The sequence below is a fragment of the Burkholderia sp. BCC1638 genome, from assembly GCF_902833195.1.
In the GTDB taxonomy this organism is placed as follows: domain Bacteria; phylum Pseudomonadota; class Gammaproteobacteria; order Burkholderiales; family Burkholderiaceae; genus Burkholderia; species Burkholderia diffusa.
Genome location: NZ_CADFEC010000008.1, coordinates 33,634 through 58,352, shown reverse-complemented (window position 1 = coordinate 58,352; position 24,719 = coordinate 33,634). Strand labels below are relative to the sequence as shown.

Annotated in this window: 24 protein-coding genes and 1 tRNA gene; 12 read left to right on the top strand and 13 right to left on the bottom strand. The window is 65.1% G+C overall.

The window, feature by feature from the left end:
* The first annotated feature begins 2 nt into the window (after positions 1-2).
* From prmA to HWX22_RS11870, 5 genes are all read left to right on the top strand, one after another.
* Positions 3-905 carry a 50S ribosomal protein L11 methyltransferase gene (prmA, locus tag HWX22_RS11890; protein WP_059535223.1) on the top strand — a complete coding sequence of 301 codons (903 nt, stop codon included), beginning with the start codon at positions 3-5 and terminating at the stop codon, positions 903-905.
* Positions 906-950: 45 nt separating this feature from the next.
* The gene (locus HWX22_RS11885) at positions 951-2,261 is read left to right on the top strand and encodes a DUF3426 domain-containing protein (RefSeq protein ID WP_175911078.1); all 1,311 of its coding nucleotides are present in this window, start codon (positions 951-953) and stop codon (positions 2,259-2,261) included.
* A 72-nt stretch (positions 2,262-2,333) separates the two neighbouring features.
* Positions 2,334-2,837, top strand: coding sequence for a thiol peroxidase (gene tpx, locus HWX22_RS11880; RefSeq protein ID WP_059535219.1), 504 nt, complete (start codon positions 2,334-2,336; stop codon positions 2,835-2,837).
* Positions 2,838-2,931: 94 nt separating this feature from the next.
* Positions 2,932-3,870 (top strand): carbohydrate kinase family protein, encoded by a 939-nt coding sequence (locus HWX22_RS11875; RefSeq protein ID WP_059689104.1) that lies wholly within the window; start codon positions 2,932-2,934, stop codon positions 3,868-3,870.
* Positions 3,871-3,889: 19 nt separating this feature from the next.
* Complete coding sequence (locus HWX22_RS11870) at positions 3,890-4,363, top strand: glycine zipper 2TM domain-containing protein (protein WP_059820708.1); 474 nt, start codon at positions 3,890-3,892, stop codon at positions 4,361-4,363.
* 216 nt (positions 4,364-4,579) lie between these two features.
* On the opposite strand, the gene HWX22_RS11865 is transcribed toward HWX22_RS11870, so the two are convergent.
* The 7 genes from HWX22_RS11865 to ccsA all read right to left on the bottom strand — a co-directional run bounded on the left by HWX22_RS11865 (position 4,580) and on the right by ccsA (position 12,533).
* Positions 4,580-5,263, bottom strand: coding sequence for a histone H1-like DNA-binding protein (locus tag HWX22_RS11865; protein ID WP_059451920.1), 684 nt, complete (start codon positions 5,261-5,263; stop codon positions 4,580-4,582).
* Between the two features lie 28 nt (positions 5,264-5,291).
* Positions 5,292-5,618 carry a hypothetical protein gene (locus tag HWX22_RS11860; protein ID WP_082725592.1) on the bottom strand — a complete coding sequence of 109 codons (327 nt, stop codon included), beginning with the start codon at positions 5,616-5,618 and terminating at the stop codon, positions 5,292-5,294.
* Between the two features lie 82 nt (positions 5,619-5,700).
* Positions 5,701-6,912, bottom strand: coding sequence for a ribonucleotide-diphosphate reductase subunit beta (locus HWX22_RS11855; RefSeq protein WP_059535212.1), 1,212 nt, complete (start codon positions 6,910-6,912; stop codon positions 5,701-5,703).
* 363 nt (positions 6,913-7,275) lie between these two features.
* Positions 7,276-10,269, bottom strand: a complete 2,994-nt coding sequence (locus HWX22_RS11850) for a ribonucleoside-diphosphate reductase subunit alpha (RefSeq protein ID WP_059820706.1) — start codon at positions 10,267-10,269, stop codon at positions 7,276-7,278.
* Positions 10,270-10,721: 452 nt separating this feature from the next.
* Positions 10,722-11,312, bottom strand: coding sequence for a 1,6-anhydro-N-acetylmuramyl-L-alanine amidase AmpD (ampD, locus tag HWX22_RS11845; RefSeq protein ID WP_059608190.1), 591 nt, complete (start codon positions 11,310-11,312; stop codon positions 10,722-10,724).
* Positions 11,309-11,626, bottom strand: a complete 318-nt coding sequence (locus HWX22_RS11840) for a PP0621 family protein (protein WP_059700725.1) — start codon at positions 11,624-11,626, stop codon at positions 11,309-11,311. The genes ampD and HWX22_RS11840 overlap by 4 nt, the downstream gene beginning before the upstream one ends.
* 13 nt (positions 11,627-11,639) lie before the next feature.
* Complete coding sequence (gene ccsA, locus HWX22_RS11835) at positions 11,640-12,533, bottom strand: cytochrome c biogenesis protein CcsA (protein WP_059535204.1); 894 nt, start codon at positions 12,531-12,533, stop codon at positions 11,640-11,642.
* Between the two features lie 89 nt (positions 12,534-12,622).
* On the opposite strand from ccsA, the gene ffh reads away from it, so the two are divergent.
* Together ffh and HWX22_RS11825 are read left to right on the top strand one after the other, a co-directional pair.
* Positions 12,623-13,990, top strand: coding sequence for a signal recognition particle protein (gene ffh / locus HWX22_RS11830; RefSeq protein WP_059465333.1), 1,368 nt, complete (start codon positions 12,623-12,625; stop codon positions 13,988-13,990).
* A gap of 94 nt (positions 13,991-14,084) precedes the next feature.
* A complete protein-coding gene (locus HWX22_RS11825) occupies positions 14,085-14,636 on the top strand; it encodes a hypoxanthine-guanine phosphoribosyltransferase (RefSeq protein ID WP_059465332.1) in 552 nt (183 codons plus the stop codon).
* A gap of 87 nt (positions 14,637-14,723) precedes the next feature.
* Here HWX22_RS11825 and HWX22_RS11820 read toward each other — a convergent pair whose 3' ends face one another.
* A complete protein-coding gene (locus tag HWX22_RS11820; protein ID WP_012363042.1) occupies positions 14,724-15,326 on the bottom strand; it encodes a MarC family protein in 603 nt (200 codons plus the stop codon).
* Between the two features lie 21 nt (positions 15,327-15,347).
* Complete coding sequence (locus HWX22_RS11815) at positions 15,348-17,084, bottom strand: proline--tRNA ligase (protein WP_059820705.1); 1,737 nt, start codon at positions 17,082-17,084, stop codon at positions 15,348-15,350.
* A gap of 218 nt (positions 17,085-17,302) precedes the next feature.
* Between HWX22_RS11815 and HWX22_RS11810 the strand changes: the two genes are divergently transcribed.
* Positions 17,303-17,950 carry an RNA pyrophosphohydrolase gene (locus HWX22_RS11810; protein WP_059535199.1) on the top strand — a complete coding sequence of 216 codons (648 nt, stop codon included), beginning with the start codon at positions 17,303-17,305 and terminating at the stop codon, positions 17,948-17,950.
* 63 nt (positions 17,951-18,013) lie between these two features.
* Positions 18,014-18,571 carry a CNP1-like family protein gene (locus HWX22_RS11805; protein ID WP_059465329.1) on the top strand — a complete coding sequence of 186 codons (558 nt, stop codon included), beginning with the start codon at positions 18,014-18,016 and terminating at the stop codon, positions 18,569-18,571.
* Positions 18,572-18,676: 105 nt separating this feature from the next.
* Here the strand turns inward: HWX22_RS11805 and proB are convergent, their stop codons facing one another.
* The 4 genes from proB to rplU all read right to left on the bottom strand — a co-directional run bounded on the left by proB (position 18,677) and on the right by rplU (position 21,785).
* Positions 18,677-19,795, bottom strand: a complete 1,119-nt coding sequence (gene proB, locus HWX22_RS11800) for a glutamate 5-kinase (protein WP_059465328.1) — start codon at positions 19,793-19,795, stop codon at positions 18,677-18,679.
* Positions 19,796-19,885: 90 nt separating this feature from the next.
* Positions 19,886-20,998: an Obg family GTPase CgtA gene (cgtA, locus tag HWX22_RS11795; RefSeq protein WP_059820703.1), complete on the bottom strand. Its 1,113-nt coding sequence runs from the start codon at positions 20,996-20,998 to the stop codon at positions 19,886-19,888.
* Positions 20,999-21,185: 187 nt separating this feature from the next.
* The gene (rpmA, locus tag HWX22_RS11790) at positions 21,186-21,449 is read right to left on the bottom strand and encodes a 50S ribosomal protein L27 (protein WP_006476999.1); all 264 of its coding nucleotides are present in this window, start codon (positions 21,447-21,449) and stop codon (positions 21,186-21,188) included.
* 24 nt (positions 21,450-21,473) lie between these two features.
* A complete protein-coding gene (gene rplU / locus HWX22_RS11785; RefSeq protein ID WP_006025184.1) occupies positions 21,474-21,785 on the bottom strand; it encodes a 50S ribosomal protein L21 in 312 nt (103 codons plus the stop codon).
* Positions 21,786-21,995: 210 nt separating this feature from the next.
* Between rplU and HWX22_RS11780 the strand changes: the two genes are divergently transcribed.
* The 3 genes from HWX22_RS11780 (at position 21,996) to HWX22_RS11770 (ending at position 24,651) form a co-directional block, all read left to right on the top strand.
* Positions 21,996-22,991: a polyprenyl synthetase family protein gene (locus HWX22_RS11780; protein ID WP_059451907.1), complete on the top strand. Its 996-nt coding sequence runs from the start codon at positions 21,996-21,998 to the stop codon at positions 22,989-22,991.
* A 149-nt stretch (positions 22,992-23,140) separates the two neighbouring features.
* Positions 23,141-23,217: transfer RNA gene (locus tag HWX22_RS11775), tRNA-Pro, on the top strand.
* 147 nt (positions 23,218-23,364) lie between these two features.
* Positions 23,365-24,651, top strand: a complete 1,287-nt coding sequence (locus HWX22_RS11770) for an HlyC/CorC family transporter (protein WP_081055055.1) — start codon at positions 23,365-23,367, stop codon at positions 24,649-24,651.
* Positions 24,652-24,719 lie beyond the last annotated feature (68 nt).

Below are 24,719 nucleotides of genomic sequence, written 5' to 3'. Positions count from 1 at the left end.
GCATGAGCTATCGCGAACTCGTCGTCGAACTGGCCCGTGAGCATGCGGAGGCGCTGTCCGACGCGCTGCTCGACCTGGGCGCGCTGTCGGTGTCCGTCGAGGACGCCGACGCCGACACGCCCGACGAACAGCCGCTCTTCGGCGAGCCGGGCCTCGTTCCCGAACGCACCGCATGGCAGCACTCGCGCGTGATCGCGCTGCTGTCGCCCGATCACGATCCGGCCGTGCTGCTCGCGGCGGCCGCGAACGAGATCGGCGTCGCCGAGACGCCGAAGTTCGACGTACGCGAAGTCGAGGAACAGGACTGGGTGCGGCTCACGCAGTCGCAATTCGAGCCGATTCCGATCGGCGAGCGGATCTGGGTCGTGCCGTCGTGGCACGACGCACCCGACCCCGACGCGCTGATCCTCGAACTCGACCCCGGCCTCGCATTCGGCACGGGCAGCCACCCGACCACGCGCCTGTGCATGGAATGGCTCGAACAGTCGGTGAAGCCCGGCCAGTCCGTGCTCGACTACGGTTGCGGCTCGGGCATTCTCGCGATCCTCGCGAAGAAATGCGGGGCGAACCCCGTGGTCGGCATCGACATCGATCCTCAAGCGGTCGAATCGGCGCGGCAGAACAGCGAACGCAACCACGCGGAAGTCACGTACGGGCTGCCCGACGCATGCCCGGCCGGCGAATTCGACATCGTCGTCGCCAACATCCTGTCGAACCCGCTGAAGCTGATGGCGTCGATGCTCGCATCGAAGGTGAAACCGGGCGGGCGCATCGCGCTGTCGGGTGTGCTCGCGCGCCAGGCGGACGAAGTCGCGGCCGTCTATGCGCGCTACGTCGACATCTCGGTCTGGCGCGAACACGAAGGTTGGGTATGCCTCGCCGGAACGCGGCGGGAAAGCCATTAGAATAGCGCTGTCCTTCACTCTGGCCAGCAGGCCGCCCGGCTCGACATGCTTCTTGCGACGCGCTGCCCTCATTGCGAAACCGTCTTCCGGCTGCAGCAGGAACAGCTCTCGCTGCATGACGGGCTCGTGCGCTGCGGACACTGCCATCAGGTCTTCAACGCGGCGCAGTCGCTCGTTCCCGAGCCGGCGCTGACCGAAGCGGAACCGGCCGGGCCGGCCGCCGCCGTACCGCAACACGAAGCCGCGCCCGCACGGCTCTTCGCCACCGACGCACCGGTCGAGCCGACGTCCGGCTCCGACTACCAGCCCGAAGGCTGGGACATGTGGGCGCCGTGGCTCGATGCCGGCGTCGATCCGTCCCTGCAGCACAACGTACAGACCGTGCGCACCGAGCCGCTGGTGCCGCTCGCGCCGCCGGCCATGGACGCTGGCGTCGTCCACCTGTCCGGCACGCCTGCCCCGATCGCATCGGCTCCGGCCGAACTGCACGCTGTCGCGTCGGCGGAGCCGGATTGGGCGCGCCACGAAACCGACTCATCCGGCGCATCGCGGGCCACGCCACCCGCCGAACCCGACCTGCGCGAACCGCGCTTCGTCGCGCACACGCCGTCGGCGGCCGACGCGGACGAACCTGTTGGCAACGCGCACTTCTCCGTACCCGACGACGAACGCGCACCGCGCGAACCGCGCTTCGCATTCACGCCGGCGCAAGCCGTCCCTGAACCCAGCGCCGACGCCGACGAGCGCGCCCCCGCACCGGCCGCGGCGGCCAGCGAAGCGGCCGTCCAACCGGCCGCGCCCTTCCCCGCCGCACTGGCCGACGACGATCGCCCGCACTTCGCCGTGACCCGCGAGACGCGCGCGCCGCAGCGACGCGGGATGCTCGGCGGCTTTTTCGGCGGACTCGTCGCCGCCGCGCTCGCGGTGCTGCTCGTCGCGCAACTCGCGTGGTGGCAGCGCGAAACCGTGATGATCTACTGGCCGGTCACGCAAGGCTGGTTCCGGCAGGCGTGCGCGCCGCTCGGCTGCACGGTGACGCCGCCGCGCGCAATCGATGGCCTGCGGCTCGACGCGGCCGACCTGCGCCAGATCGACGGCCCGCGCGTGCTGGAGTTGAAGGTGCCGCTGACGAACCGCTACCGCGTCGCACTCGCCTACCCGTCGCTCGAGCTGACGCTGCTCGACGACACGAATCACGTGACCGTGCGCCGCGTGCTCGCGCCGCGCGACTACGTCCGCCCGGGCACGCCGATCGACGCCGGGCTGCCGCCCGGCACGACGCGGACGATGGTCGTCCGTCTCGACACGAACGGCGCGCCCGCCTCGAATTTCCGCGTCCAGATCTTCTATCCGTGACGCCCCGCGGCGCGCGCATGCGCGCCGTCTCAACCCGCGCGCCGCAGCGGCGCGCTATTTCGGAGCACGAACATGAGCAAAGTTACGCTGGGTGGCAACCCGATCGATCTCGCCGGCACGTTCCCGGCCGTCGGCTCGCAAGCCCCCGACTTCAAGCTGGTCGGCAAGGACCTCGCCGATCTGTCGCTCGCCAGCTTCGCCGGCAAGCGCAAGGTGCTGAACATCGTCCCGAGCCTCGACACGCCGACCTGCGCAACGTCGACCCGCAAGTTCAACGAAGCCGCGTCGTCGCTCGACAACACGGTCGTGATCGTCGTATCCGGCGACCTGCCGTTCGCCGCCACGCGCTTCTGCACGACGGAAGGCCTCGCGAACGTCGTGACGGCTTCGACGTTCCGCGGCGCCCGCGCGTTCGCGAACGCGTATGGCGTCGACGTGACGAGCGGCCCGCTGAACGGCCTGACGGCCCGCGCGGTCGTCGTGCTCGACGCGCAGGACAAGGTGATCCACGCGGAACTCGTCGGCGAGATCAAGGACGAGCCGAACTACGACGCAGCGCTCGCCGCACTGAAGTAACCCGCTGCCGCCCGGCGCTGCCGCGCGAGGCCCGACGGCCTCGGCGCACCGGCCGGGCGGCCGCTTCCTTTTGCTCTCTACAGGAACGCACGCCTTGACTACGCTGATTTGCGGCTCGCTCGCCTACGACAACATCATGACCTTCGAAGGCCGGTTTCGCGAGCACATCCTGCCCGACCAGGTTCACCTTCTGAATGTGAGCTTCCTCGTGCCGACGATGCGTCGCGAATTCGGCGGTTGCGCGGGGAACATCGCTTACGCGCTGCACATGCTCGGCGGCGACGCGCGCATCATGGCGACGGTCGGCGCGAACGACGCCGATCGCTATCTCGAGCGTCTCGACAGCCTCGGCCTGTCCAAGGCCAGCGTGCGCGTGGTGCCCGAAACGCACACCGCGCAGGCGATGATCACGACCGATCTCGAGAACAACCAGATCACCGCATTTCACCCGGGCGCGATGATGCAGTCGCACCTGAACCGCGCGGACGAAGTGTCGGGCGTGAAGCTCGGCATCGTCGCGCCGGACGGCTTCGACGGGATGGTCCAGCACGCCGAGCAATTCGCGAAGGCCGGCATCCCGTTCATCTTCGATCCGGGCCAGGGCCTGCCGCTGTTCGATGGTGCGACGCTGCGCCGCATCATTGAACTCGCGACCTTCGTCGCGGTCAACGACTACGAGGGCAAACTCGTCAGCGACAAGACGGGCTGGTCCGAACAGGAAATCGCCAGCCGGGTTCAGGCGTTGATCATCACGCGCGGCGAGCACGGCTCCACTATTCTTCACAAAAACGGCGAAGAACAGATTCCGGTCGTGCAAGCCGAGCGTGTCGTCGATCCGACCGGCTGCGGCGACGCCTTCCGTGGCGGCCTGCTGTACGGCATCGAGAATGGCCTCGACTGGGCAACCACGGGCCGCCTCGCGAGCCTGATGGGCTCGATCAAGATCGCCCACCAGGGGCCTCAAACTTACGCACTGACGCGCGCCGAAATCGACGCGCGTTTCGAGGCTGCCTTCGGGTACAGTCTCAAATGAATATTGTGGGAGAGCAAAAATGACGACCAAGAAAACCCTCACGCTCGCCGCCATGCTGACGGCCACGCTGACGCTCGCGGGCTGCTTCACGGCGCCGGGCTCGGCAGATGTCTATAGCGTCGGTCAGGCGCAGCGCGAACAGACCGTCCGCATGGGCACGGTCGAAAGCGTCCGTGCCGTGCGCATCCAGTCCGACGGCGGCGGCAGCGCGATCGGTACGCTCGGTGGCGGTGCGCTCGGCGCGGTCGCAGGCAGCGCGATCGGTGGCGGCAAGGGGTCGATCCTGACGGCCATCGCGGGCGGTCTCGTCGGCGCGGTCGCGGGCAACGCGGTCGGCGAAAACCTCAGCACGGCGAACGGTGTCGAGATCACCGTGCGCCTCGACAACGGCGACCTGCGCTCGATCACGCAGGCGGCGAGCGGCGAAGTGTTCCGCGCCGGCGAGCGTGTGCGACTGCTGTCGAGCGGCGGCGTCACGCGCGTCACGCACTAACGAGCATCCTCAGCACGCGGCGCAAGCCGCGGTCGAACGCATGTGCGAAGCTGCACATGCGTTTTTTTTTCGTCCGTGCCCGGCAGCCGGTCGACGCATCGACGAATACGGACGAAAAAAATCCCGCCACCTGAGCCAGATGGCGGGACCGATTGAGTAGCGCTACTCAACCCGCGGACACCACGTGAGTGTCCGGGTGGTACTGGTCAGCCGCGATTACGGACGGCTGCCGGTCGGGAACGGCCATGCCGCTGCCGGGTTGAGCGCGGTCTTCACGCCCGATGCCGGCGCGACCGATGCGGTCGACGCGGTGGTTGCCGGTGCAGCCTTCTTCACGACGGCCTTCTTCGGAGCAGCAGCCTTCTTCGCCGGGGCAGCGGCCTTCGGTGCGGCAGCCTTCGGTGCAGCGGCAGCCTTCTTCGCAGGCGCAGCCTTCTTGGCAGGCGCAGCCTTCTTCGCAGCGGCCTTCTTCGCAGGCGCAGCCTTCTTCGCGGCAGCCTTCTTCGCCGGCGCGGCCTTCTTCGCAGCAGCCTTCTTCGCCGGTGCGGCCTTCTTCGCAGCAACCTTCTTCACTGCGACTTTCTTGGCTGCAACCTTCTTCGCAGCGGCCTTCTTCGCCGGTGCGGCCTTCTTCGCGGCAACCTTCTTCACCGCGACTTTCTTCGCAGCGACCTTCTTGGCTGCAACCTTCTTCGTTGCGACCTTCTTTGCCGCGACCTTCTTCGCAGCGGCCTTCTTCGCCGGTGCTGCCTTCTTCGCGGCGACCTTCTTCACCGCGACCTTCTTCGCAGCAACCTTCTTCACCGCAGCAGCCTTCTTCGCCGGAGCAGCAGCCTTCTTCGCAACGGTCTTCTTGGCAGCGACCTTCTTAGCAGCCGGTTTTTTCTTGGCAGTAGCCATGTTGTTCTCCTTCAGGTTCAGATGAGAGTCAGTTCAAACTACACCCTTCGTCAAAACCCGCTTCCCGCGGACGCTGTTCAGGACGTGCGCTTCGAAGCGGGCTATTCATCGGCGTACGCGGATACCACGCGCTTACGCTAATGAATACGGTATGGCGCGCGTGACCCCATGGCCTCGCGCGCCAAATCAAGTCGGTAGCCGGCGCACCTCGCGCCGCTACCCCTAATCGCTTGATCAAGCGGACCGCCACACGGCCGTCCGCTTTTTCCGGAGGGAAGTTTGCCCATCCCACTGAAGGGTTCGCAAAGTGCCGATCATGTCGTTGGGCCGATAAGGCACCGGGCATGCTTTGCATCAGGCGTTCTTGCTCCTAAACCTTGGGCCGGGGCCGAGAGGCCGCCGGCTGCTCCATCATGTGACGGGTTCGCTGCTGCGGGTTATTCCCAGGACAGCGCACCGCCCGTCTGATACTCGATCACACGCGTCTCGAAGAAGTTGCGTTCCTTCTTCAGGTCGATCATCTCGCTCATCCACGGGAACGGGTTTTCCTCGTTCGGGAACAGCGGATCGAGGCCGATCTGCTGGCAACGACGGTTGCTGATGAAGCGCAGATAGCTCTTGAACATCGACGCGTTCAGACCCAGCACGCCGCGCGGCATCGTGTCCTCGGCGTAGCGGTATTCGAGTTCGACAGCCTGCTTGAACAGCTCGCGGATCTCGGCGCGGAATTCCGCGGTCCAGAGATGCGGGTTCTCGAGCTTGATCTGATTGATCAGGTCGATGCCGAAATTGCAGTGCATCGACTCGTCACGCAGGATGTACTGATATTGCTCTGCAGCACCCGTCATCTTGTTCTGGCGGCCGAGTGCGAGGATCTGCGTGAAGCCGACATAGAAGAACAGGCCTTCCATGATGCAGGCGAACACGATCAGCGACTTCAGCAGCTTCTGATCCGCTTCGAGCGTGCCGGTCTTGAAGGCCGGGTCCGTCAGCGTGTGGATGAACGGGATCAGGAATTCGTCCTTCGCGCGGATCGACGTGACCTCGTGGTACGCGTTGAAGATCTCGCCTTCGTCGAGACCGAGCGATTCGACAATGTATTGATACGCGTGCGTGTGGATCGCTTCCTCGAACGCCTGGCGCAGCAGGAACTGCCGGCATTCGGGCGCCGTGATGTGGCGGTACGTGCCGAGCACGATGTTGTTCGCGGCGAGCGAATCGGCCGTCACGAAGAAGCCGAGGTTGCGCTTGACGATGCGGCGCTCGTCCTCGGTCAGACCGTTCGGGTCCTTCCACAGTGCGATGTCGCGGGACATGTTGATTTCTTGCGGCATCCAGTGGTTCGCGCAACCCGCCAGATACTTTTCCCACGCCCACTTGTACTTGAACGGCACCAGCTGATTGACGTCAGTCTGGCCGTTGATGATGCGTTTGTCGGCGACATTGACCCGCGCTTCCGAACCGCCAGCGGGAACAGCCGATGCTTGCGGCGGCACCGCAAGATCGCCTTCGAAAATGTCGCGGACCTGATGGGCGGCAGGCGTTGCAGCCTGCAGTCCGACAGCCATCCCTGCGGAGGTGCGCATCGCGTTTTGCTGCGCTCCGCTCGCGGGGGTTACGGCAGTCTTCTCGTCATCCCAGTTGAGCATAAATTCTCACCATCAATTTAGAACGGTTTGTACCATCTTTTCCTGAGCGATAAAAGGGTTCGCTCACGAAAAATCCTTTTTTCGATTCGCGTTGCGACCTCGATACAACACTTTGAGCAACGCATCGTCGTTCATGCAGAGCGCGACGCGTGTCACGCATGTATCGCGAGGTGCGCTCGACGCATCGAACGCTGATCGAAACGCGACGTCGTCGGGGATGTTTCGATCGCTTGTCACTGCCTGCAACGCAAGTGCCGCGTTACAGATTCCTTATCATTTTTTTAGTAGAGAGCGGCGCACACTTCAACCTCGATCGGTTGCCGTGCGCGCCGCCCGAACCTTCTTCAGGTCATGCGCGCCGCGTTACTGGCAGGCTTCGCACTCGTCGAAGCCCGGATCGCCCGGACGCATCGTGCACACCGGACCGTCTGCTTCGACCGGCGCCAGCGCCGGTGCAGCATTGATCGCGCCCGACGATGCATCGCCGCCCGCCGCACCGAAGCCGCCTGCCGCGCCTTGCGCGCCGCCGCTGCTCGAGCCGCCGCTCGTCGGCACTGCGTTCAGCGCGCCGTGTGCGACCGTCGACTTCTCGACGTGCGTCGCCGCCATCGTGCGGAGGTAGTAGGTCGTCTTCAGACCGCGCAGCCATGCGAGCTTGTAGACCTCGTCGAGCTTCTTGCCCGACGCGCCGCCCATGTAGATGTTCAGCGACTGCGCCTGGTCGATCCACTTCTGACGACGCGACGCCGCTTCGACCAGCCACGTCGGGTCGACTTCGAACGCGGTCGCGTAGATCGCGCGCAGGTCGGCCGGGATGCGGTCGATGCGCGACAGCATGCCGTCGAAGTACTTCAGGTCGGCAACCATCACTTCGTCCCACAGGCCGCGTTCCTTCAGGTCGCGAACGAGGTACTCGTTGACCACCGTGAATTCGCCCGACAGGTTCGACTTCACGTACAGGTTCTGGAAGGTCGGCTCGATGCATGCCGACACGCCGATGATGTTCGAGATCGTCGCCGTCGGCGCGATCGCGACGCAGTTCGAGTTGCGCATGCCGTGTGCGGCGATCCGCGAACGCAGCGTCGTCCAGTCGAGCGACTCGGACGTGTCGACCTCGACGTAGCCGCCGCGCGCTTCCGTCAGCAGCTTCAGCGTGTCCTGCGGGAGGATGCCGCGATCCCACAGCGAGCCGCGGTAGCTCGAGTAACGGCCGCGTTCCTCGGCCAGCTCGGTCGACGCGTAGTACGCGTAGTAGCAGACCGCTTCCATCGAACGATCGGCGAACTCGACGGCCGCTTCCGACGCGTACGGCGTGCGCAGCAGGTGCAGGCAGTCCTGGAAGCCCATGATGCCCATGCCGACCGGACGGTGCTTCAGGTTCGAGTTACGCGCCTTCGGCACCGCGTAGTAGTTGATGTCGATCACGTTGTCGAGCATGCGCATCGCGACGCTGATCGTACGCTTCAGCTTGTCGTGGTCGAGCGCGTAGCTGCCGTCGGCCTGCTTCACCAGGTGGGCGACGAGGTTCACCGAGCCCAGGTTGCACACCGCGATTTCGGTGTCGCTCGTGTTCAGCGTGATTTCCGTGCACAGGTTCGACGAATGGACGACACCGACGTGCTGTTGCGGCGAGCGCACGTTGCACGGATCCTTGAACGTGATCCACGGGTGGCCGGTTTCGAACAGCATGCCGAGCATCTTGCGCCAGAGTTGCTGCGCCGGGATCTTCTTGAACAGCTTGATCTCGCCGCGCGCGACCTTGTCTTCGTAAGCCGTGTAAGCCTTCTCGAACTCCGCGCCGAACTTGTCGTGCAGATCCGGGCAGGTCGACGGCGAGAACAGCGTCCAGTCGGCGCCTTCCATCACGCGCTTCATGAACAGGTCGGGAATCCAGTTCGCCGTGTTCATGTCGTGCGTACGGCGGCGGTCGTCGCCGGTGTTCTTGCGCAGCTCGAGGAATTCCTCGATGTCGAGGTGCCACGATTCCAGGTACGCGCACACCGCGCCCTTGCGCTTGCCGCCCTGGTTGACCGCGACGGCCGTGTCGTTCACGACCTTCAGGAACGGGACCACGCCTTGCGACTTGCCGTTCGTGCCCTTGATATGCGAGCCGAGTGCGCGCACGCGCGTCCAGTCGTTGCCGAGACCGCCGGCGAACTTCGACAGCAGCGCGTTTTCCTTCAGCGCTTCATAGATGCCGTCGAGATCGTCCGCGACCGTCGTCAGGTAGCACGACGACAGCTGCGAGCGGTGGGTGCCCGAGTTGAACAGCGTCGGCGTCGAGCTCATGAAGTCGAAGCTCGACAGCACGTTGTAGAACTCGATCGCGCGCGTTTCGCGGTCGATCTCGTTCAGCGACAGGCCCATCGCGACGCGCATGAAGAATGCCTGCGGCATTTCGATGCGGGTGCCGTCGACGTGCAGGAAGTAGCGGTCGTACAGCGTCTGCAGGCCGAGGTAGCCGAATTGCAGATCGCGGTTCGCGTCGAGCGCTTCGCCCAGACGCTTCAGGTCGAACTGCAGCAGCTTGTCGTCGAGCAGGCCGGCGTCGACGCCGCGCTTCAGGAACTGCGGGAAGTATTCGGCGTAGCGGGCCGACATGTCGGCCTGCACCACTTCCTCGCCGAGGATCTCGCGACGGATCGTGTGCAGCAGGATGCGGGCCGTGACCTGGCTGTATGCCGGATCCTTTTCGATCATCGTGCGCGCAGCGAGGATCGCCGAGTCGTAGACCTGGCTCATCGGCACGCCGTCGTACAGGTTCTTCACCGTTTCCGCGACGATCGGGTCAGGGTTAACCGCAGCGCCGAGGCCGTCGCACGCCGACACGATCAGCGCACGCAGCGCGTTCATGTCGAGCGGACGCGTGACGCCATTGTCGACGACGTTGATGCCGGTGCTCGACTCACCGCCCACGGCCGCTGCTTCCTCGCCCGCATGCTGACGCTCGAGGTGACGCTTCTCGCGATACAGCACGTACGCACGCGCGACGTTGTGCTCGCCGCCGCGCATCAGCGCGAGTTCGACCTGGTCCTGGATGTCTTCGATATGGAACGTACCGCCGTTCGGACGGCTGCGCACGAGCGCGCGCACGACGTTGTGCGTCAGCTGCTCGACGAGTTCGCGTACGCGCGCCGATGCCGCGCCCTGCCCGCCGTTGACGGCCAGGAAAGCCTTGGTCACCGCAATCGCGATCTTCGAAGGCTCGAACGACACCACGCTGCCGTTGCGGCGGATCACCTTGTAGTCGGCGAACGTGGCCTGCGGCGCGAGCGCCTGTGCGCCCTGTTCGGTCCCGCCGAGCGGACGGCTCGAGGCGCTCTCGTACTGGGACGTCGCGTTGTCGGTGGTTTGCATGTGCAAAGCTCCTGGTGTTGGATGGTGCGGAGAGAACCGCGGATTAAAACGAACGCTGCGCAATGGCGTGCGCGAGCGGTAAGAGGCGAGCGATGCGTCGGGGAAGCCGGCTCGGTCGATGCGCGACAACCGTTCCGGTCGTGTGCTTCGTCATGTGTACCCTGCCCCGTCGAAGTTCGCTGCGCTTGATCGCGACGCCCGGACCGCCCGGCCTGGCGCGCCGCCCTGAGAACCCTGTCCGCCGGCGTTGCCCGCCGGCCGGTGCCGCTCGGGTTTCCCCTGCGACACACACTATATCTAGTACAGAACTGCTCAACTGGCACCAAGTATAGTGGACATTCGGACGAGGTCAAAACGGATAATTTGCGATGGAGGTCTTGACATCGCTCGCGCGCAGACACGACAAGGCATTGGTCGGAGAAAAAACTTTCCCCGGTCAAAAAACCCTGCGCTCAGTGCTGACGGAAAGGAAAGTATTCGGCGGAAAAGCCGGCATCGCCTGCGAAGCGTTGCCAATCGAAGTGCGGTCCCGGGTCGGTCTTGCGGCCCGGCGCGACGTCGGAATGCCCGGCCACCGCATCGATCGGATAGCGCGCGGCAAGCGTGCGCGCGAGCACGCCGAGCGTCGCGTACTGCGCCGCGTCGAACGGCACGTCGTCCGCGCCTTCGAGCTCGATGCCGATCGAGAAGTCGTTGCAGCGCGGCCGGCCGAAGAACTCGGAAGCGCCCGCATGCCATGCCCGCTCGTCGCACGACACAAACTGCACGAGCTCACCGTCGCGACGGATCAGGAAATGCGCGGACACGCGTACGCCGCGCAGGTGGCTCTGGTAATAAGGGTGCGCATCGCAATCGAGGCGATTCAGGAACAGCGCCTCGATCGCGTCGCCGCCGAACTCGCCGGGCGGCAGGCTGATGTTGTGGACGACGACGAGCGTCGGCACCGCGCCCGCGGGCCGCGCCTCGAAATTCGGCGACGGCGCGTGGCGCGCTTCGCGCACCCAGCCGTGCGCGTCGACCGACAGCAGCGCTGCGTCGCTCATCGGGCGTCGCGGCCGCTCGCGTGTGCGCCGTGGCGCTGCGCGTGCTCGGTGCTGCAGAAGTATTCGCCACCCGCGGCGACGGCGTCGCCCTTCGGCGTATGCACGCCGCATTCGGCGCAACGCACCATTGGTTCGGGCAGCGAGCGCGCATCGCCGTTCGGGCGTGCCGTCCCGGCGCTGCCGGAACCGGGCGCGCCGTCGAAGCCGCCACCTCGGCCGTTGCGCGCCTGCGCGTGCTCCTGGGCCTGGCGCAGCTTGCGCGTGAGCCACGAACCCGCGAAGAAGAGAAGGATCAGGAGAAGAATCTGTCGCATCGGAAACCTGCGTTCAAACCACGGAGCGGTGCAGCAGCACCTCGAAAACGAACCGGCTGCCGACATACGCGAGCAGCAGCGCGGCGAACGACACGAGCACCCAGCGCGCGGCGCCGCGCCCCCGCCAGCCCGACGTCTTGTGGGCGACCAGCAGACCGCCGAACATCAGCCACGACAGCACCGCGAACACGGTCTTGTGATCGAGCCGCAGCGCGCGCGCATCGACCTGCTCGCTGAACAGGATCCCCGACGCGAGCGTCAGCGTCAGCAGCACGAAGCCGGCGCCGATCAGGCGGAACAGCAGCTTCTCGAGCGTGAGCAGCGGCGGCAGCGTTTCGAGCCAGCTCGCGATCCAGCCGGTCGAGCCGTCGCGCCCGCCGCTCCTCAACGACTGCAGACGCCGCTCGACCATCAGCATCAGGACCGCGTGCAGCGCGGCGATCGCGAAAAGGCCGTACGCGATGTTCGCGATCAGGAAGTGCATCTTGAACAGCGGCGCTGCGGCATAAGGCAGCACCCGCACACCGCCGAACACGAGCGGCAGCAGCGACGCGCCGCACGCGAGCGGCAGCACCAGCAGGCGCAGGCTGTCGAGCGGGAAGAAGAAGCTCTCGATCCAGTAGATGCCGGCGCCGAGCCAGAACATCGCGGACAGCGCGAACGCGAAGCCGAAGACCATCGCGTCGTGCGGAAAAATCGTCATGTGCAGCAGCACGCCGTGCGCGACGAGCGCCGCGAACAGCAGCGCGCGGCCGGCCCCGCTCATCCCCGACGCGGCGGACGCCGGAACCGGCACGGCCGGCACGCTCGCGACGAGCGAGGTCGCGCCCTGGCGGTGCGTGCGCCAGCCTGCGACGGCGAGGCCGCCGTACAGGAATGCGGTGAGGGCATACAGTACAATATCCATGTTCGAAGTTTACACTAGGCCCCCTTCCCGCGACGGCTCCCTTTGTTCGGTTCCGTTGCGCCTTCGGGCCCCACTGTCCATCGCTCCCCATGCTCGACAATCTCACTCAACGGATGGCGCGCGTCGTCAAGACGCTGCGCGGCGAGGCCCGGCTCACCGAGGCGAACACCCAGGAGATGCTCCGCGAGGTGCGTCTCGCGCTGCTGGAAGCCGACGTCGCGCTGCCCGTCGTCCGCGAATTCATCGCTAAGGTCAAGGAAAAGGCGCTCGGCGAGGAAGTGATCAGCAGCCTGTCGCCGGGTCAGGCGCTCGTCGGCGTGGTCCAGAAGGAACTGACCGCCGTGATCGGCGGCGACTACGAAGGCAAGGCCGCCGAGCTGAACCTCGCCGTCACGCCGCCCGCCGTGATCCTGATGGCCGGCCTGCAGGGCGCCGGCAAGACGACGACCGCCGGCAAGCTCGCGAAGCTGCTGCGCGAGAAGTACAAGAAGAAGGTGCTGACGGTGTCGTGCGACGTGTATCGCCCGGCCGCCATCATGCAGCTGAAAACGGTGAGCGAACAGGTCGGCGCCGATTTCTTCCCGTCGACGCCGGACCAGAAGCCCGTCGACATCGCACTCGCGGCCGTCGACTGGGCGAAGCGCCACTACCATGACGTGCTGATCGTCGACACGGCCGGCCGCCTCGGTATCGACGAGGCGATGATGCAGGAAATCGCCGCGCTGCACGGCACGCTGAAGCCGGCCGAAACGCTGTTCGTCGTCGACGCGATGCTCGGTCAGGACGCGGTCAACACCGCGAAGGCGTTCAACGACACGCTGCCGCTCACCGGCGTCGTGCTGACCAAGCTCGACGGCGATTCGCGCGGCGGTGCCGCTCTGTCGGTGCGCCACATCACGGGCAAGCCGATCAAGTTCGTCGGCGTCGCCGAGAAGCTCGACGGCCTCGAGGTGTTCCACCCGGACCGGATGGCGAACCGGATCCTCGGCATGGGCGACATCCTCGCGCTCGTCGAGGAGGCCCAGCGCGGCGTCGACGTGCAGGCCGCGCAGAAGCTCGCCGACAAGGTAAAGAAAGGCGGAGACTTCGACCTGAACGATTTCCGCGCGCAGATCTCGCAGATGAAGAACATGGGCGGCCTGTCGTCGCTGATGGACAAGCTGCCCGCGCAGTTCCAGCAGGCGGCGGCCGGCGCCGACATGGGCCAGGCCGAGAAGCAGATCCGCCGCATGGAAGGGATCATCAGCTCGATGACGCCCGCCGAGCGCGCGAAACCCGAAATCATCAAGGCGACGCGCAAGCGCCGCATTGCAGCCGGCGCGGGCGTGCCGGTGCAGGAGGTCAACCGAATGCTGAACCAGTACGACCAGATGCGTACGATGATGAAGAAGCTGAAGGGCGGCAACATGCAGAAGATGATGCGCGGCCTGAAGGGCATGATGCCCGGCATGCGCTGATTCCGCCCGTCGGTCGGCGCGCGGGTTTTTGCCGTAGCGCGCGCCGGCCGTTCTGCTTCATCCTTATTTGTATACCGACTGCCCGCCAGAACACATGAACCGCGAAGAAGCCCTCCACATTTTCGACCACTCCGAAGAGATCGTCTCGGCCGATGCCGTCAACGCATCGATCGCCCGGATGGCCGACGCGATCCGCGCCGACATCGGCGACGCGTTCCCGCTCGTGCTCTCGGTGATGGGTGGCGCCGCGGTGTTTACCGGGATGCTGCTGCCGCATCTCGATTTCCCGCTGGAATTCGACTACATCCACCTGACCCGCTACCGCAACACGACGCAGGGCAGCCCGGAGATGCACTGGCGCGTCGCGCCGCGCGAATCGGTGAAGGACCGGATCGTGCTCGTGCTCGACGACATCCTCGACGAAGGCGAGACGATGGCGGCGATCCGCGACCGCATCCTCGACATGGGTGCGAAGCGCTTCATGTCCGCCGTGCTGTGCGAGAAGACGCTCGCGAAGGCGAAACCGCTGCACCCGGACTTCTGCGGCTTCTCGGTGCCGGACCGCTACGTGTTCGGCTGCGGGATGGACGCAAAGGGCTACTGGCGCAATCTGCCGACGATCCGCGCGCTGACCGCGAACGTCTGATCGCCCTGCCCGCCACAAAGAAAAGCGGCGCTCCGGTTTTCCGGAGCGCCGCTTTTTTGCGTCGGCACGCGCCGCGCCCCGCCCGCGCTACAGCTGGTGCACGAACGCCCGGATGCCGGCTAGCAGCATCTCGACCGAGATCGCGACGAGCACCAAACCCATCAGCCGCTCGAACGCGGCGACGGTTCGCTCGCCGAGCCACTGCTGGATCCGTTCGGCCAGCACCAGCGTGATCGCGCAGACGATCATCGTGACCGTCAGCGCGCCGACCCACTCGAACATCTTGCCCGGCGCCTGCGACGTCAGCAGCATCACCGTCGCGAGCGCGGACGGCCCGGCAAGCGCCGGAATCGCGAGCGGCACGATGAACGGCTCGCCGCCTGCGCGCGGATCGCTGCCGAGCGCGCCGTCCGGATGCGGGAAGATCATCCGCAGCGCGATCAGGAACAGCACGATCCCGCCGCCGAGCCTCAGCGACAGGTCGGTGAGGCTCATCATCCGCAGGAAGCGGTCGCCGACCACCATGAAGAACAGCAGGATCACGAACGCGATCCCCACTTCACGCAGAATCAGCTTCACGCGCCGCTCGCGCGGCACGTCCCGCATCGCCGTGATGAACAGCGGAATGTTGCCGAGCGGATCCGTGATCAGCACAAGGAGCACGGTGGCCGACAGGAAGGTGTATTCCACCGTGTCCCCCGGTTGCAGCGCTTAGCGCGCGAGCGCGGCGCGGATCTTCTCCGTCACCGTCGCCGCGGCCGCGTCGGCCGGCAGCAGCGTCGCTTCGGCGTCGCGGCGGCCCTGATACTCGATCTTGCCCTCCTTCAGGCCACGCTCGCCGATCACCAGGCGATGCGGCACGCCGATCAGTTCCCAATCGGCGAACATCACGCCCGGGCGCTCGCCGCGATCGTCGAGGATCACGTCGATGCCGGCAGCGGCCAGTTCCGCGTACAGCTTGTCGGCCGCCTCGCGAACCATGTCGCTGCGATCGTAGCCCATCGGGCACAGCACGACCTCGAACGGGGCGATCGACTCCGGCCAGATGATGCCGCGGTCGTCGAAGTTCTGTTCGATCGCCGCGCCGAGAATGCGCGTGACGCCGACGCCGTAGCAGCCCATCAGCATCGGCTGCGGCTTGCCCGATTCGTCGAGGAACGTCGCGCCCATCGCTTCCGAGTACTTGGTGCCGAGCTGGAACACGTGGCCGACTTCGATGCCGCGGCAGATGTCGATCTCGCCCTTGCCGTCCGGCGACGGATCGCCTTTCTTGACGTTGCGCACGTCGGCGACGTCCGGCTCCGGCAGGTCGCGGCCCCAGTTCACGCCCGCGATGTGATAGTCGACCTCGTTCGCGCCGACGACGAAATCGCTCATGTTCGCGACCGTGCGATCGGCGATCACCTTCACCGGCTTCTTCGTGCCGACCGGGCCGAGATAGCCCGGCGGCGTGCCGAACCACTCGACGATTTCCTGCTCGGTCGCGAAGCGGTGGTTCTTCAGCCCCGGCAGCTTCGACACCTTGATCTCGTTCAGATCGTGGTCGCCGCGCAGCATCACGAGCCAGATGGTCGGCTCGGCGCCTTCGTTGTCGGTGGCAAGCACGATCGACTTGATCGTGCGCTCGAGCGGGATCGCCAGCAGTTCGGCGACGGCCTCGCACTTCGCCTTGCCGGGCGTCGCGACCTTCTCCATCGCTTCGGCCGGTGCGGCGCGCGCGGGCGTCAGCGGCAGCGCTTCGGCCGCTTCGACGTTCGCCGCGAAGTCGGACGTCGGGCAGTAGGCGATCGCGTCCTCGCCGGTATCGGCGATCACGTGGAACTCGTGCGAGAAGTTGCCGCCGATCGAGCCGCTGTCGGCCGCGACCGCGCGGAACTCGAGGCCGAGGCGCGTGAAGATGCGCACGTATGCGTCATACATCTTGCGATACGACTCGTTCAGGCCGGCCGCGTCCTTGTCGAACGAATACGCGTCCTTCATGATGAATTCGCGGCCGCGCATCACGCCGAAGCGCGGACGAATCTCGTCGCGGAACTTCGTCTGGATCTGATAGAAGTTCACCGGCATCTGCCGGTAGCTCTTGATCTGGTTGCGCGCGATGTCGGTGACGACTTCCTCGTGCGTCGGCCCGATCACGAAGTCGTTGTCCTTGCGATCCTTGAAGCGCAGCAGTTCCGGGCCGTACTGTTCCCAGCGCCCCGATTCCTGCCACAGCTCGGCCGGTTGCACGGCCGGCATCAGCAGCTCGATGGCGCCTGCCCGGTTCATTTCCTCGCGCACGATCGCCTCGACCTTGCGAATCGAACGCAGGCCGACCGGCAGGTAGTTGTAGATGCCGCCGGCGACGCGACGGATCATGCCGGCGCGCACCATCAGCTTGTGGCTGACGATCTCTGCGTCGGCCGGTGCTTCTTTGAGGGTGCCGATAAAGAAACGGGAAGCTTTCATGCGGACGGTTCCAAATACGGCGCCCCCAGGCGGGGCGCCCGAAAAAGTTTCAAGGTGAAAAAGCTGCGCGCGACGAACGACGATGGCGCAGATGACGTAGCAGACTAATCAGGGACAATTCAGCCGGTGCACCCCGCGCGGATTCGCTCCGTCACGGTGCGCAGCGCCCGTTATCTGTTTATAATCAAAGCAATTTTAAAGGATTCGAAGGTGGTTGTATGCTGGATCGTGAAGGCTTTCGCCCGAACGTCGGCATCATCCTCTTGAACGCGCGCAACGAGGTGTTTTGGGGCAAGCGGCTCCGAGAGCATTCCTGGCAGTTTCCTCAAGGTGGGATCAAGTACGGCGAGACCCCCATGCAGGCGATGTACCGGGAACTGCACGAGGAGACCGGACTGCACCCGGAACACGTCAAGATAATCGGCCGCACCCGCGACTGGTTGCGTTACGAGGTGCCTGACAAGTTCATCAAACGCGAAGTACGCGGCCATTACCGCGGCCAGAAGCAGATCTGGTTCCTGCTGCGGATGGTCGGACGCGATTGCGACATTTGCTTGCGCGCGACCGATCACCCGGAGTTCGATGCGTGGCGCTGGAACGAGTATTGGGTGCCGCTCGATGCGGTGATCGAGTTCAAGCGGGATGTCTATCAGTTGGCGCTGACGGAACTGTCGCGCTTCCTGCGCCGCCCGGCGCAGCGAGCCGAAAAGCCGCGTGGGCCGCGTCCGTCGCGCTATCCGCGCGTCATCGGCGCGCAGGTCCAGCAGACGCTGACGATTGTCGACACATCGGTGGTCTGTTCGGAGATCGAAGTGGAGGCGAGCACGCTCGACGAGATGCCGCCCCGCGAGATCATCGGCAAATGACGAGTCGGACTGCATGACCGGGCGCGACCTTGTGTCGCGCCCTTTTTTTACGAGGAATGCATATTGAAAGCGATTGCTCTCGCGCTCGCATCGATTGTCGCGGCGGCCACGCTGGCCGGTTGCGCGAATTCGAAGACGCCGACCAACAAGGATGACAGCGAGTTCGTGTACCTGCTGGACCGCCAGGGCAACTGGAAGGAAAACCCGGTCGACACGCTGCCGCCGCTTCCACAAGCAGGCGACCTGTTGCCGTTCAACGTATCGCAGAACACGCCGCTCAAGTTCTCCGTCGATGCGAAGTCGCTCGCGGTCGGCACCGACGGCGTCGTGCGCTATGCGGTCGTCATCACGAGCCCGGCCGGCGCACGCAACGTGAACTACGAAGGCATCCGCTGCGACACCTACGAATGGCGTCAGTATGCAGGCCTGAATTCGGACCACGACGGCTGGGACCGAACGGTCGAGAACGACTGGCGTCGCATCGAGAACGGCGAGCTGAACGCGTACCACTCGGCGCTGTACCAGGACTACTTCTGCTCGAACAAGATGCCGCAGGGCACGACCCAGCAGATTCTCGAGAACATCCGGTTCCACCGCACCGCGATGAGCCAGCTGCGCTGACCGCGCGACGCAGGGCGCCGGCCTGGCCCCTGCCTCTCGCCAGTCGCAACAAAAAGCCCGCATAACGCGGGCTTTTTTGTGTCTCGCGACGCCTTGGCCGGATGATTACACGAGCACGAGGTTGTCGCGGTGAATCAGCTCCGGTTCCAGCATGTAGCCAAGCACCGTCTCGATCTCGCCGCTCGGCTTGCGGTGAATCAGCTTCGTTTCCGCGCTGCTGTAGTTCGTGAGACCGCGCGCCACTTCGCGCCCATCGGGGCCGACACATGCGATCACCTCGCCGCGCGCGAATGCGCCCTGCACGCCGATCACGCCGATCGGCAGCAGGCTCTTGCCGCCAGCCGTCAGCTTCTCGACCGCGCCGGCGTCGATCACGACGTGCCCGCGTACCTGCAGATGATCGGCCATCCATTGCTTGCGCGCGGCCATCCGCGCGGTGCGCGCGATCAACTGCGTGCCGATCGCCTCGCCCGCCGCCAGTCGCACCAGCACGTCGGCTTCGCGGCCGCTCGCGATCACGGTGTTCGCGCCGCTGTGCGCTGCGCGCTTCGCCGCGAGGATCTTCGTCAGCATTCCGCCGCGGCCGAGGCTCGAGCCGGCTCCGCCCGCCATCGCCTCGAGTTCCGGTGCGCCCGCACTGGCTTCCGCGACCAGCGTCGCGTTCGGATCCTTGCGCGGATCGGCGGTGAACAGCCCGGACTGATCGGTCAGGATGATCAGCGCATCGCCTTCGATCAGGTTCGCGACCAGCGCGCCGAGCGTGTCGTTGTCGCCGAACTTGATTTCGTCGGTGACGACCGTGTCATTCTCGTTGATGATCGGCACGACGCCGAGCCGCAGCAGCGTGAGCAGCGTCGAGCGCGCATTCAGGTAGCGTTCGCGATCGGCAAGGTCGGCATGCGTCAGCAGGATCTGCGCGGTGCGGATATCGTGCTCGGTAAAGCGGCTTTCGTAGACTTGCGCGAGTCCCATCTGGCCAACCGCGGCGGCGGCCTGCAGTTCGTCGATCTCGCGCGGACGCTTGCTCCAGCCGAGCCGCTGCATCCCTTCAGCGATCGCGCCCGAACTGACGAGCACCACTTCCTTGCCCTGCGCGCGCAGCGCGGCGATCTGGGCCGCCCAGCGGCCGATCGCAGCATGATCGAGCCCCTTGCCGTCGTTGGTTACGAGGCTCGAGCCCACCTTCACCACCAATCGCTTCGAATCCGCGATGATCGAACGCATCGTGCGCTGTCTCCTGTATCTGATGCCGGCCCGACCGGGCGCGATTAAATTCCGGCACCAGGCGCGACGCCCGGTGCGCTCCGGCCCCGCTCAGGCGTCGTCGCCGGGCGTCGCGCCGCCATCGGTGGGCGGCGCATCGCGGAACCGCACGTCCGCGGCCAGATCTTCCTCTTCCGCCGCGCGATGCGCGTCCGAATGCTCGGCGAGGTAGTCGTAGATCGCGTAGCACAGCGCTTCGCAGCCCTGACCCGTGAGCGCCGAAATCTCGAATACCGGGCCGTCCCAGCCGAAACGGTCGAGGAAATCGGCGACGCGCGCCTCGCGCTCGTCTTCCGGCACCATGTCGAGCTTGTTGAGGACGAGCCAACGCGGCTTCTCGTAGAGCGCCTCGTCGTACTTGCGCAGTTCGCCGACGATCGCGGTTGCTTCCGCGACCGGATCGACGCTTTCGTCGAACGGAGCCAAATCGACGAGATGCAGCAGCACACCGGTGCGCTGCAGGTGTCGCAGGAACTGGTGGCCGAGGCCCGCACCTTCGGCTGCGCCCTCGATCAGCCCAGGGATGTCGGCGATCACGAAGCTCTTGCTCGGGCCGACACGCACGACGCCGAGGTTCGGCGCGAGTGTCGTGAACGGATAGTCGGCGATCTTCGGCTTCGCATTCGACACCGACGAGATGAAGGTCGACTTGCCGGCGTTCGGCATACCGAGCAGACCGACGTCGGCGAGCACCTTCAGTTCGAGCCTCAGCATGCGCCGTTCGCCCGGCTTGCCGTCGGTTTTCTGGCGCGGCGCACGGTTCGTGCTCGATTTGAAATGCAGGTTGCCGAGGCCGCCTGCGCCGCCCTTCGCGAGCATCACCTGCTGATCGTGCTCGGTCAGGTCGGCGATCAATTCGCCCGTGTCCATGTCCGTCACGACCGTGCCGACCGGCATGCGCAGCGTGACGTCGTCACCGCCCTTGCCGTAGCAATCGGATCCGCGACCGTTTTCGCCATTGCGCGCCAGGTGCTTCTTCGCGTAACGGTAGTCGATCAGCGTGTTGATGTTGCGGTCGGCGATCGCGTAGACGTTGCCGCCCCGGCCGCCGTCGCCGCCATCCGGCCCGCCGAACGGGACGAATTTCTCGCGGCGCATCGACGCGCTGCCATCGCCTCCGTCGCCGGCGATGACTTCGATTCGTGCTTCGTCAATGAACTTCATTCGTCACTCCGACCAGTATTTCCGCTATTGTGCCGCGCGCCGGCGCGCTTGAACAATCTGCCGTTCGGCCGATTGCCCGCCGTTTCGCGACAGCCGCCGGTGCGCACATGCGCCCGGCGGCCAAATAAAAAAAGGCCCCGCGAAGACTGCGGGGCCTTTCGGCTACGAAGCCCGTGGGTGCCTGAACTTAGGCAGCCGCCGGGACGACGATGACCAGATGCTTCTTGTCCGCGCCCTTGGTCGCGAACTTGACGTGACCGTCGACCAGCGCGAACAGGGTGTGATCCTTGCCCATGCCGACGTTCTCGCCAGCGTGCATGCGCGTACCACGCTGACGCACGATGATGCCGCCAGCGTTAATCGCCTGGCCGCCGTACACTTTCACGCCGAGACGTTTCGACTCGGAGTCGCGGCCGTTCCGGGAAGAGCCGCCTGCCTTTTTGTGTGCCATCTGATTGCTCCTTTACCGAGGCGCTTACGCGTTGATCGCGTCGATGCGCAGCTCAGTGTAGTTCTGGCGGTGGCCGCCGTGCTTTTGGTAGTGCTTCCGGCGACGCATCTTGAAGATGGTGACCTTGGCATGACGACCGTGCGACACAACGGTGGCCTTGACGGAAGCCCCACTGACCAGCGGCGTACCGAACTTAATCGATTCGCCTTCGCCCACTGCGAGAACCTGGTCGAGCGTGATTTCAGCGTCAATGTCAGCCGGTATCTGTTCTACTTTGAGTTTTTCGCCAACGGCAACCTTGTACTGCTTGCCGCCGGTTTTTATGACCGCGTACATTGAGAACCTCACTCTGGATCCAATTTTTCCGCACACCACGCGCGGAAAACACGTGATTATACATGGGGTTAGCACCCGAGTCAAAGCCGATCCACGATTGCCGCGCGCAAGCCCTGGCCGGACGGCCAAAATCACGGTGCAGGCACGTCCGACAGACCGGGATATCGCGGATTCGACTTATAATCCGCGGCATCACCCATTTCGATCATCATGTCGTCGTCCACCGCCTCCCCCACCCTCAGCGCCGCCCACCTGCTCGCCCCGATCGCCAGCGACATGGAGCAGGTGAATCGCGTTATCCGGCAAAGCCTCGCGTCCGACGTGCTGCTGATCAACCAGATCGCCGAGTACATCATCGGCGCGGGCGGCAAGCGGCTGCGTCCGGCCCTGTTGTTGCTCGTCGCCGGTGCGCTCGGCGAGACGTCACACCAGCGGCACGTGCTGGCCGCCGTCGTCGAGTTCATCCATACGGCCACGCTGCTGCATGACGACGTCGTCGACGAATCCGAACTGCGGCGCGGCCGCCAGACGGCGAACGCGCTGTTCGGCAATGCGGCGAGCGTGCTGGTCGGCGACTACCTCTATTCGCGCTCGTTCGAGATGATGGTCGGCGTCGGCAAGATGCGCGTGATGGAAATCCTGTCGGAAGCGACGACGATCATCTCCGAAGGCGAAGTGCTGCAGCTTCTGAACATGCACGACGCGGACGTCGACGAGTCGCGCTACATGCAGGTGATCCGCTACAAGACGGCGAAGCTGTTCGAGGCATCGGCCCGCCTGGGCGCGGTGCTCGCCGGCGCCGATGCGCCGACCGAAGCCGCCGCGGCCGAATACGGCCGCCGGATCGGCACCGCATTCCAGATCATGGACGACTGGCTCGACTACGCGGGCACGGCCGAAGCGATGGGCAAGAATGCCGGCGACGATCTGCGCGAAGGCAAACCGACGCTCCCGCTCATCTATCTGATCGAACGCGGCACGCCCGAACAGTCGGCGCTTGCGCGCGAGGCAATCGAACAAGGCGGCACCGATCGCTTCGATACGATTTTCGACGCGATCACGCGTTCGGGCGCGCTCGACCATACGCTCGAATGTGCGCGCCAGGAAGCACAGGCCGCTGCGGCCGCGATCGCCGCGTTCCCGGATTCGATCTACAAGGAAAGCCTGCTCGCGCTGTGCTCGTACTCGACGTCGCGGCAGTCGTAAATGTGCCGCGAAGGGAACGCGATACCTTGCCTCGAAAAATTTCTTCACCAAGGTATTCCCTTTTAGAAAAAACATCGTTATAGTTACGTTCTTGCTTGAGACGACGCAGCGATCTTCACGAAGGCGCCAGAGTCGGAAGAGCAAAAAATCGGGGTGTAGCTTAGCCTGGTAGAGCGCTACGTTCGGGACGTAGAGGCCGGAGGTTCGAATCCTCTCACCCCGACCAGATTTGAAAAAACCGTGCACCATGTGCACGGTTTTTTTTTGCCTTCCTTTTGCCGGTCGCACGGGCCCGATGCCGCGTGCGACACATCCCAGCCGCCGGCCTCTGCTATATTCCCTCCATCCCTGTCCTTCACTGCCCTTCTGACGCGTGGACCAAATTCCCTTATGGGCGCAAATCGGCGCCGTCTTCCTGCTTCTCCTCTGCTCCAGCTTCTTTTCCATTTCCGAGACCGCGATGATGGCGCTCAACCGCCATCGGCTGAAGCACCTCGCCGGCCAGGGCGTGCTCGGCGCGAAAACCACGCAGGGTCTTCTCACGCGCACCGACCTGCTGCTCAGCGTGATCCTGATCGGCAACAATCTGTTCAACACGATCATCCCGGTTCTGACGACCTCGCTCGCGCTGCATACGTTTGGCCGTAACAACCTCGCGCTGTCGATCGCGACCGGCATCGTCGCGTTCCTGATCATCGTGTTCGCGGAAATCGCGCCGAAGATAGTCGGCGCAACCTTTCCCGAGCGCATCGCGCTGCCCGCCAGTCTCGTGATCGCGCCGCTGATGCGCGTGTTCAAGCCGGTCGTCTGGTTCGTCAACGCGCTCGCGAACGGCGTGCTCTGGGTGCTGCGCATCAACACGAAGAAGGGCCGCGATCAGCGGATGTCTGCCGACGAGCTGCGCGCGATCGTGCTCGAATCGAGCAGCTTCATGCCGACCAAGCACCGCAGCATCTTGCTCAACCTGTTCGACCTCGAGAACATCACGGTTGACGACGTGATGGTGCCGCGTCGGCAAATCGAATCGCTCAACTTCTACGCGCCGCTCGACGACATCCTGCATCAGCTCGAGACCTGCTATCACAACCGCCTGGTCGTCTACGAAGGCGACATCGACAAGGTGCTCGGCGTGCTGCACGTCCGGAAGACACTCACCGCACTGCACAACCAGGATTTCGACCGCGAAACGTTGCGCACGCTGCTCGCCGAGCCGTACTACGTGCCGTCGGGCACGCCGGTCGTCCAGCAACTCCAGTATTTCCAGGAAAGCCGGCAGCGAACTGCGCTCGTCGTCAACGAGTACGGCGAACTCGAGGGGCTCGTCACGCCCGAGGACATCATCGAGGAACTGATCGGCGAATTCACGACGTCAATGCCGCGCGGCGAACGCGCGGGCGGCTGGGACCAGAACGGTGAATGCATCGTCGCCGCCAGCATGCCGCTGCGCGAACTGAACCGCTGGCTGCACCTGCAATTGCCAACCGACGGACCGAAGACGCTGAACGGCCTGATCCTCGAAATCCTCGAAGAAATTCCCGAAGGCGACGTGTGCCTGAAAATCCGTGACGTAATGCTCGAGGTCATGCGCAGCGACGATCAGGCCGTGCGCACCGTCAAGCTCTTCAAGCCGCGCAGCACGCGCGCACGCGCCGCGCGCTAGCCGAACGGCCGACTGTCGGCGCCGCTGGCGATACGCGACCATTTGCTGGTCACGATCAACAGGCGGCC

What these genes read in the sequence shown, in the direction of transcription:
- HWX22_RS11850 (WP_059820706.1), bottom strand. Translation starts at nt 10,269, where the DNA reads ATGCAAACCACCGACAACGCGACGTCCCAGTACGAGAGCGCCTCGAGC.
- HWX22_RS11855 (WP_059535212.1), bottom strand. Translation starts at nt 6,912, where the DNA reads ATGCTCAACTGGGATGACGAGAAGACTGCCGTAACCCCCGCGAGCGGA.
- ampD (WP_059608190.1), bottom strand. Translation starts at nt 11,312, where the DNA reads ATGAGCGACGCAGCGCTGCTGTCGGTCGACGCGCACGGCTGGGTGCGC.
- rplU (WP_006025184.1), bottom strand. Translation starts at nt 21,785, where the DNA reads ATGTACGCGGTCATAAAAACCGGCGGCAAGCAGTACAAGGTTGCCGTT.
- cgtA (WP_059820703.1), bottom strand. Translation starts at nt 20,998, where the DNA reads ATGAAGTTCATTGACGAAGCACGAATCGAAGTCATCGCCGGCGACGGA.
- HWX22_RS11825 (WP_059465332.1), top strand. Translation starts at nt 14,085, where the DNA reads ATGAACCGCGAAGAAGCCCTCCACATTTTCGACCACTCCGAAGAGATC.
- HWX22_RS11780 (WP_059451907.1), top strand. Translation starts at nt 21,996, where the DNA reads ATGTCGTCGTCCACCGCCTCCCCCACCCTCAGCGCCGCCCACCTGCTC.
- HWX22_RS11840 (WP_059700725.1), bottom strand. Translation starts at nt 11,626, where the DNA reads ATGCGACAGATTCTTCTCCTGATCCTTCTCTTCTTCGCGGGTTCGTGG.
- proB (WP_059465328.1), bottom strand. Translation starts at nt 19,795, where the DNA reads ATGCGTTCGATCATCGCGGATTCGAAGCGATTGGTGGTGAAGGTGGGC.
- HWX22_RS11865 (WP_059451920.1), bottom strand. Translation starts at nt 5,263, where the DNA reads ATGGCTACTGCCAAGAAAAAACCGGCTGCTAAGAAGGTCGCTGCCAAG.
- HWX22_RS11870 (WP_059820708.1), top strand. Translation starts at nt 3,890, where the DNA reads ATGACGACCAAGAAAACCCTCACGCTCGCCGCCATGCTGACGGCCACG.
- prmA (WP_059535223.1), top strand. Translation starts at nt 3, where the DNA reads ATGAGCTATCGCGAACTCGTCGTCGAACTGGCCCGTGAGCATGCGGAG.
- HWX22_RS11885 (WP_175911078.1), top strand. Translation starts at nt 951, where the DNA reads ATGCTTCTTGCGACGCGCTGCCCTCATTGCGAAACCGTCTTCCGGCTG.
- ffh (WP_059465333.1), top strand. Translation starts at nt 12,623, where the DNA reads ATGCTCGACAATCTCACTCAACGGATGGCGCGCGTCGTCAAGACGCTG.
- ccsA (WP_059535204.1), bottom strand. Translation starts at nt 12,533, where the DNA reads ATGGATATTGTACTGTATGCCCTCACCGCATTCCTGTACGGCGGCCTC.
- tpx (WP_059535219.1), top strand. Translation starts at nt 2,334, where the DNA reads ATGAGCAAAGTTACGCTGGGTGGCAACCCGATCGATCTCGCCGGCACG.
- HWX22_RS11860 (WP_082725592.1), bottom strand. Translation starts at nt 5,618, where the DNA reads ATGCAAAGCATGCCCGGTGCCTTATCGGCCCAACGACATGATCGGCAC.
- rpmA (WP_006476999.1), bottom strand. Translation starts at nt 21,449, where the DNA reads ATGGCACACAAAAAGGCAGGCGGCTCTTCCCGGAACGGCCGCGACTCC.
- HWX22_RS11815 (WP_059820705.1), bottom strand. Translation starts at nt 17,084, where the DNA reads ATGAAAGCTTCCCGTTTCTTTATCGGCACCCTCAAAGAAGCACCGGCC.
- HWX22_RS11810 (WP_059535199.1), top strand. Translation starts at nt 17,303, where the DNA reads ATGCTGGATCGTGAAGGCTTTCGCCCGAACGTCGGCATCATCCTCTTG.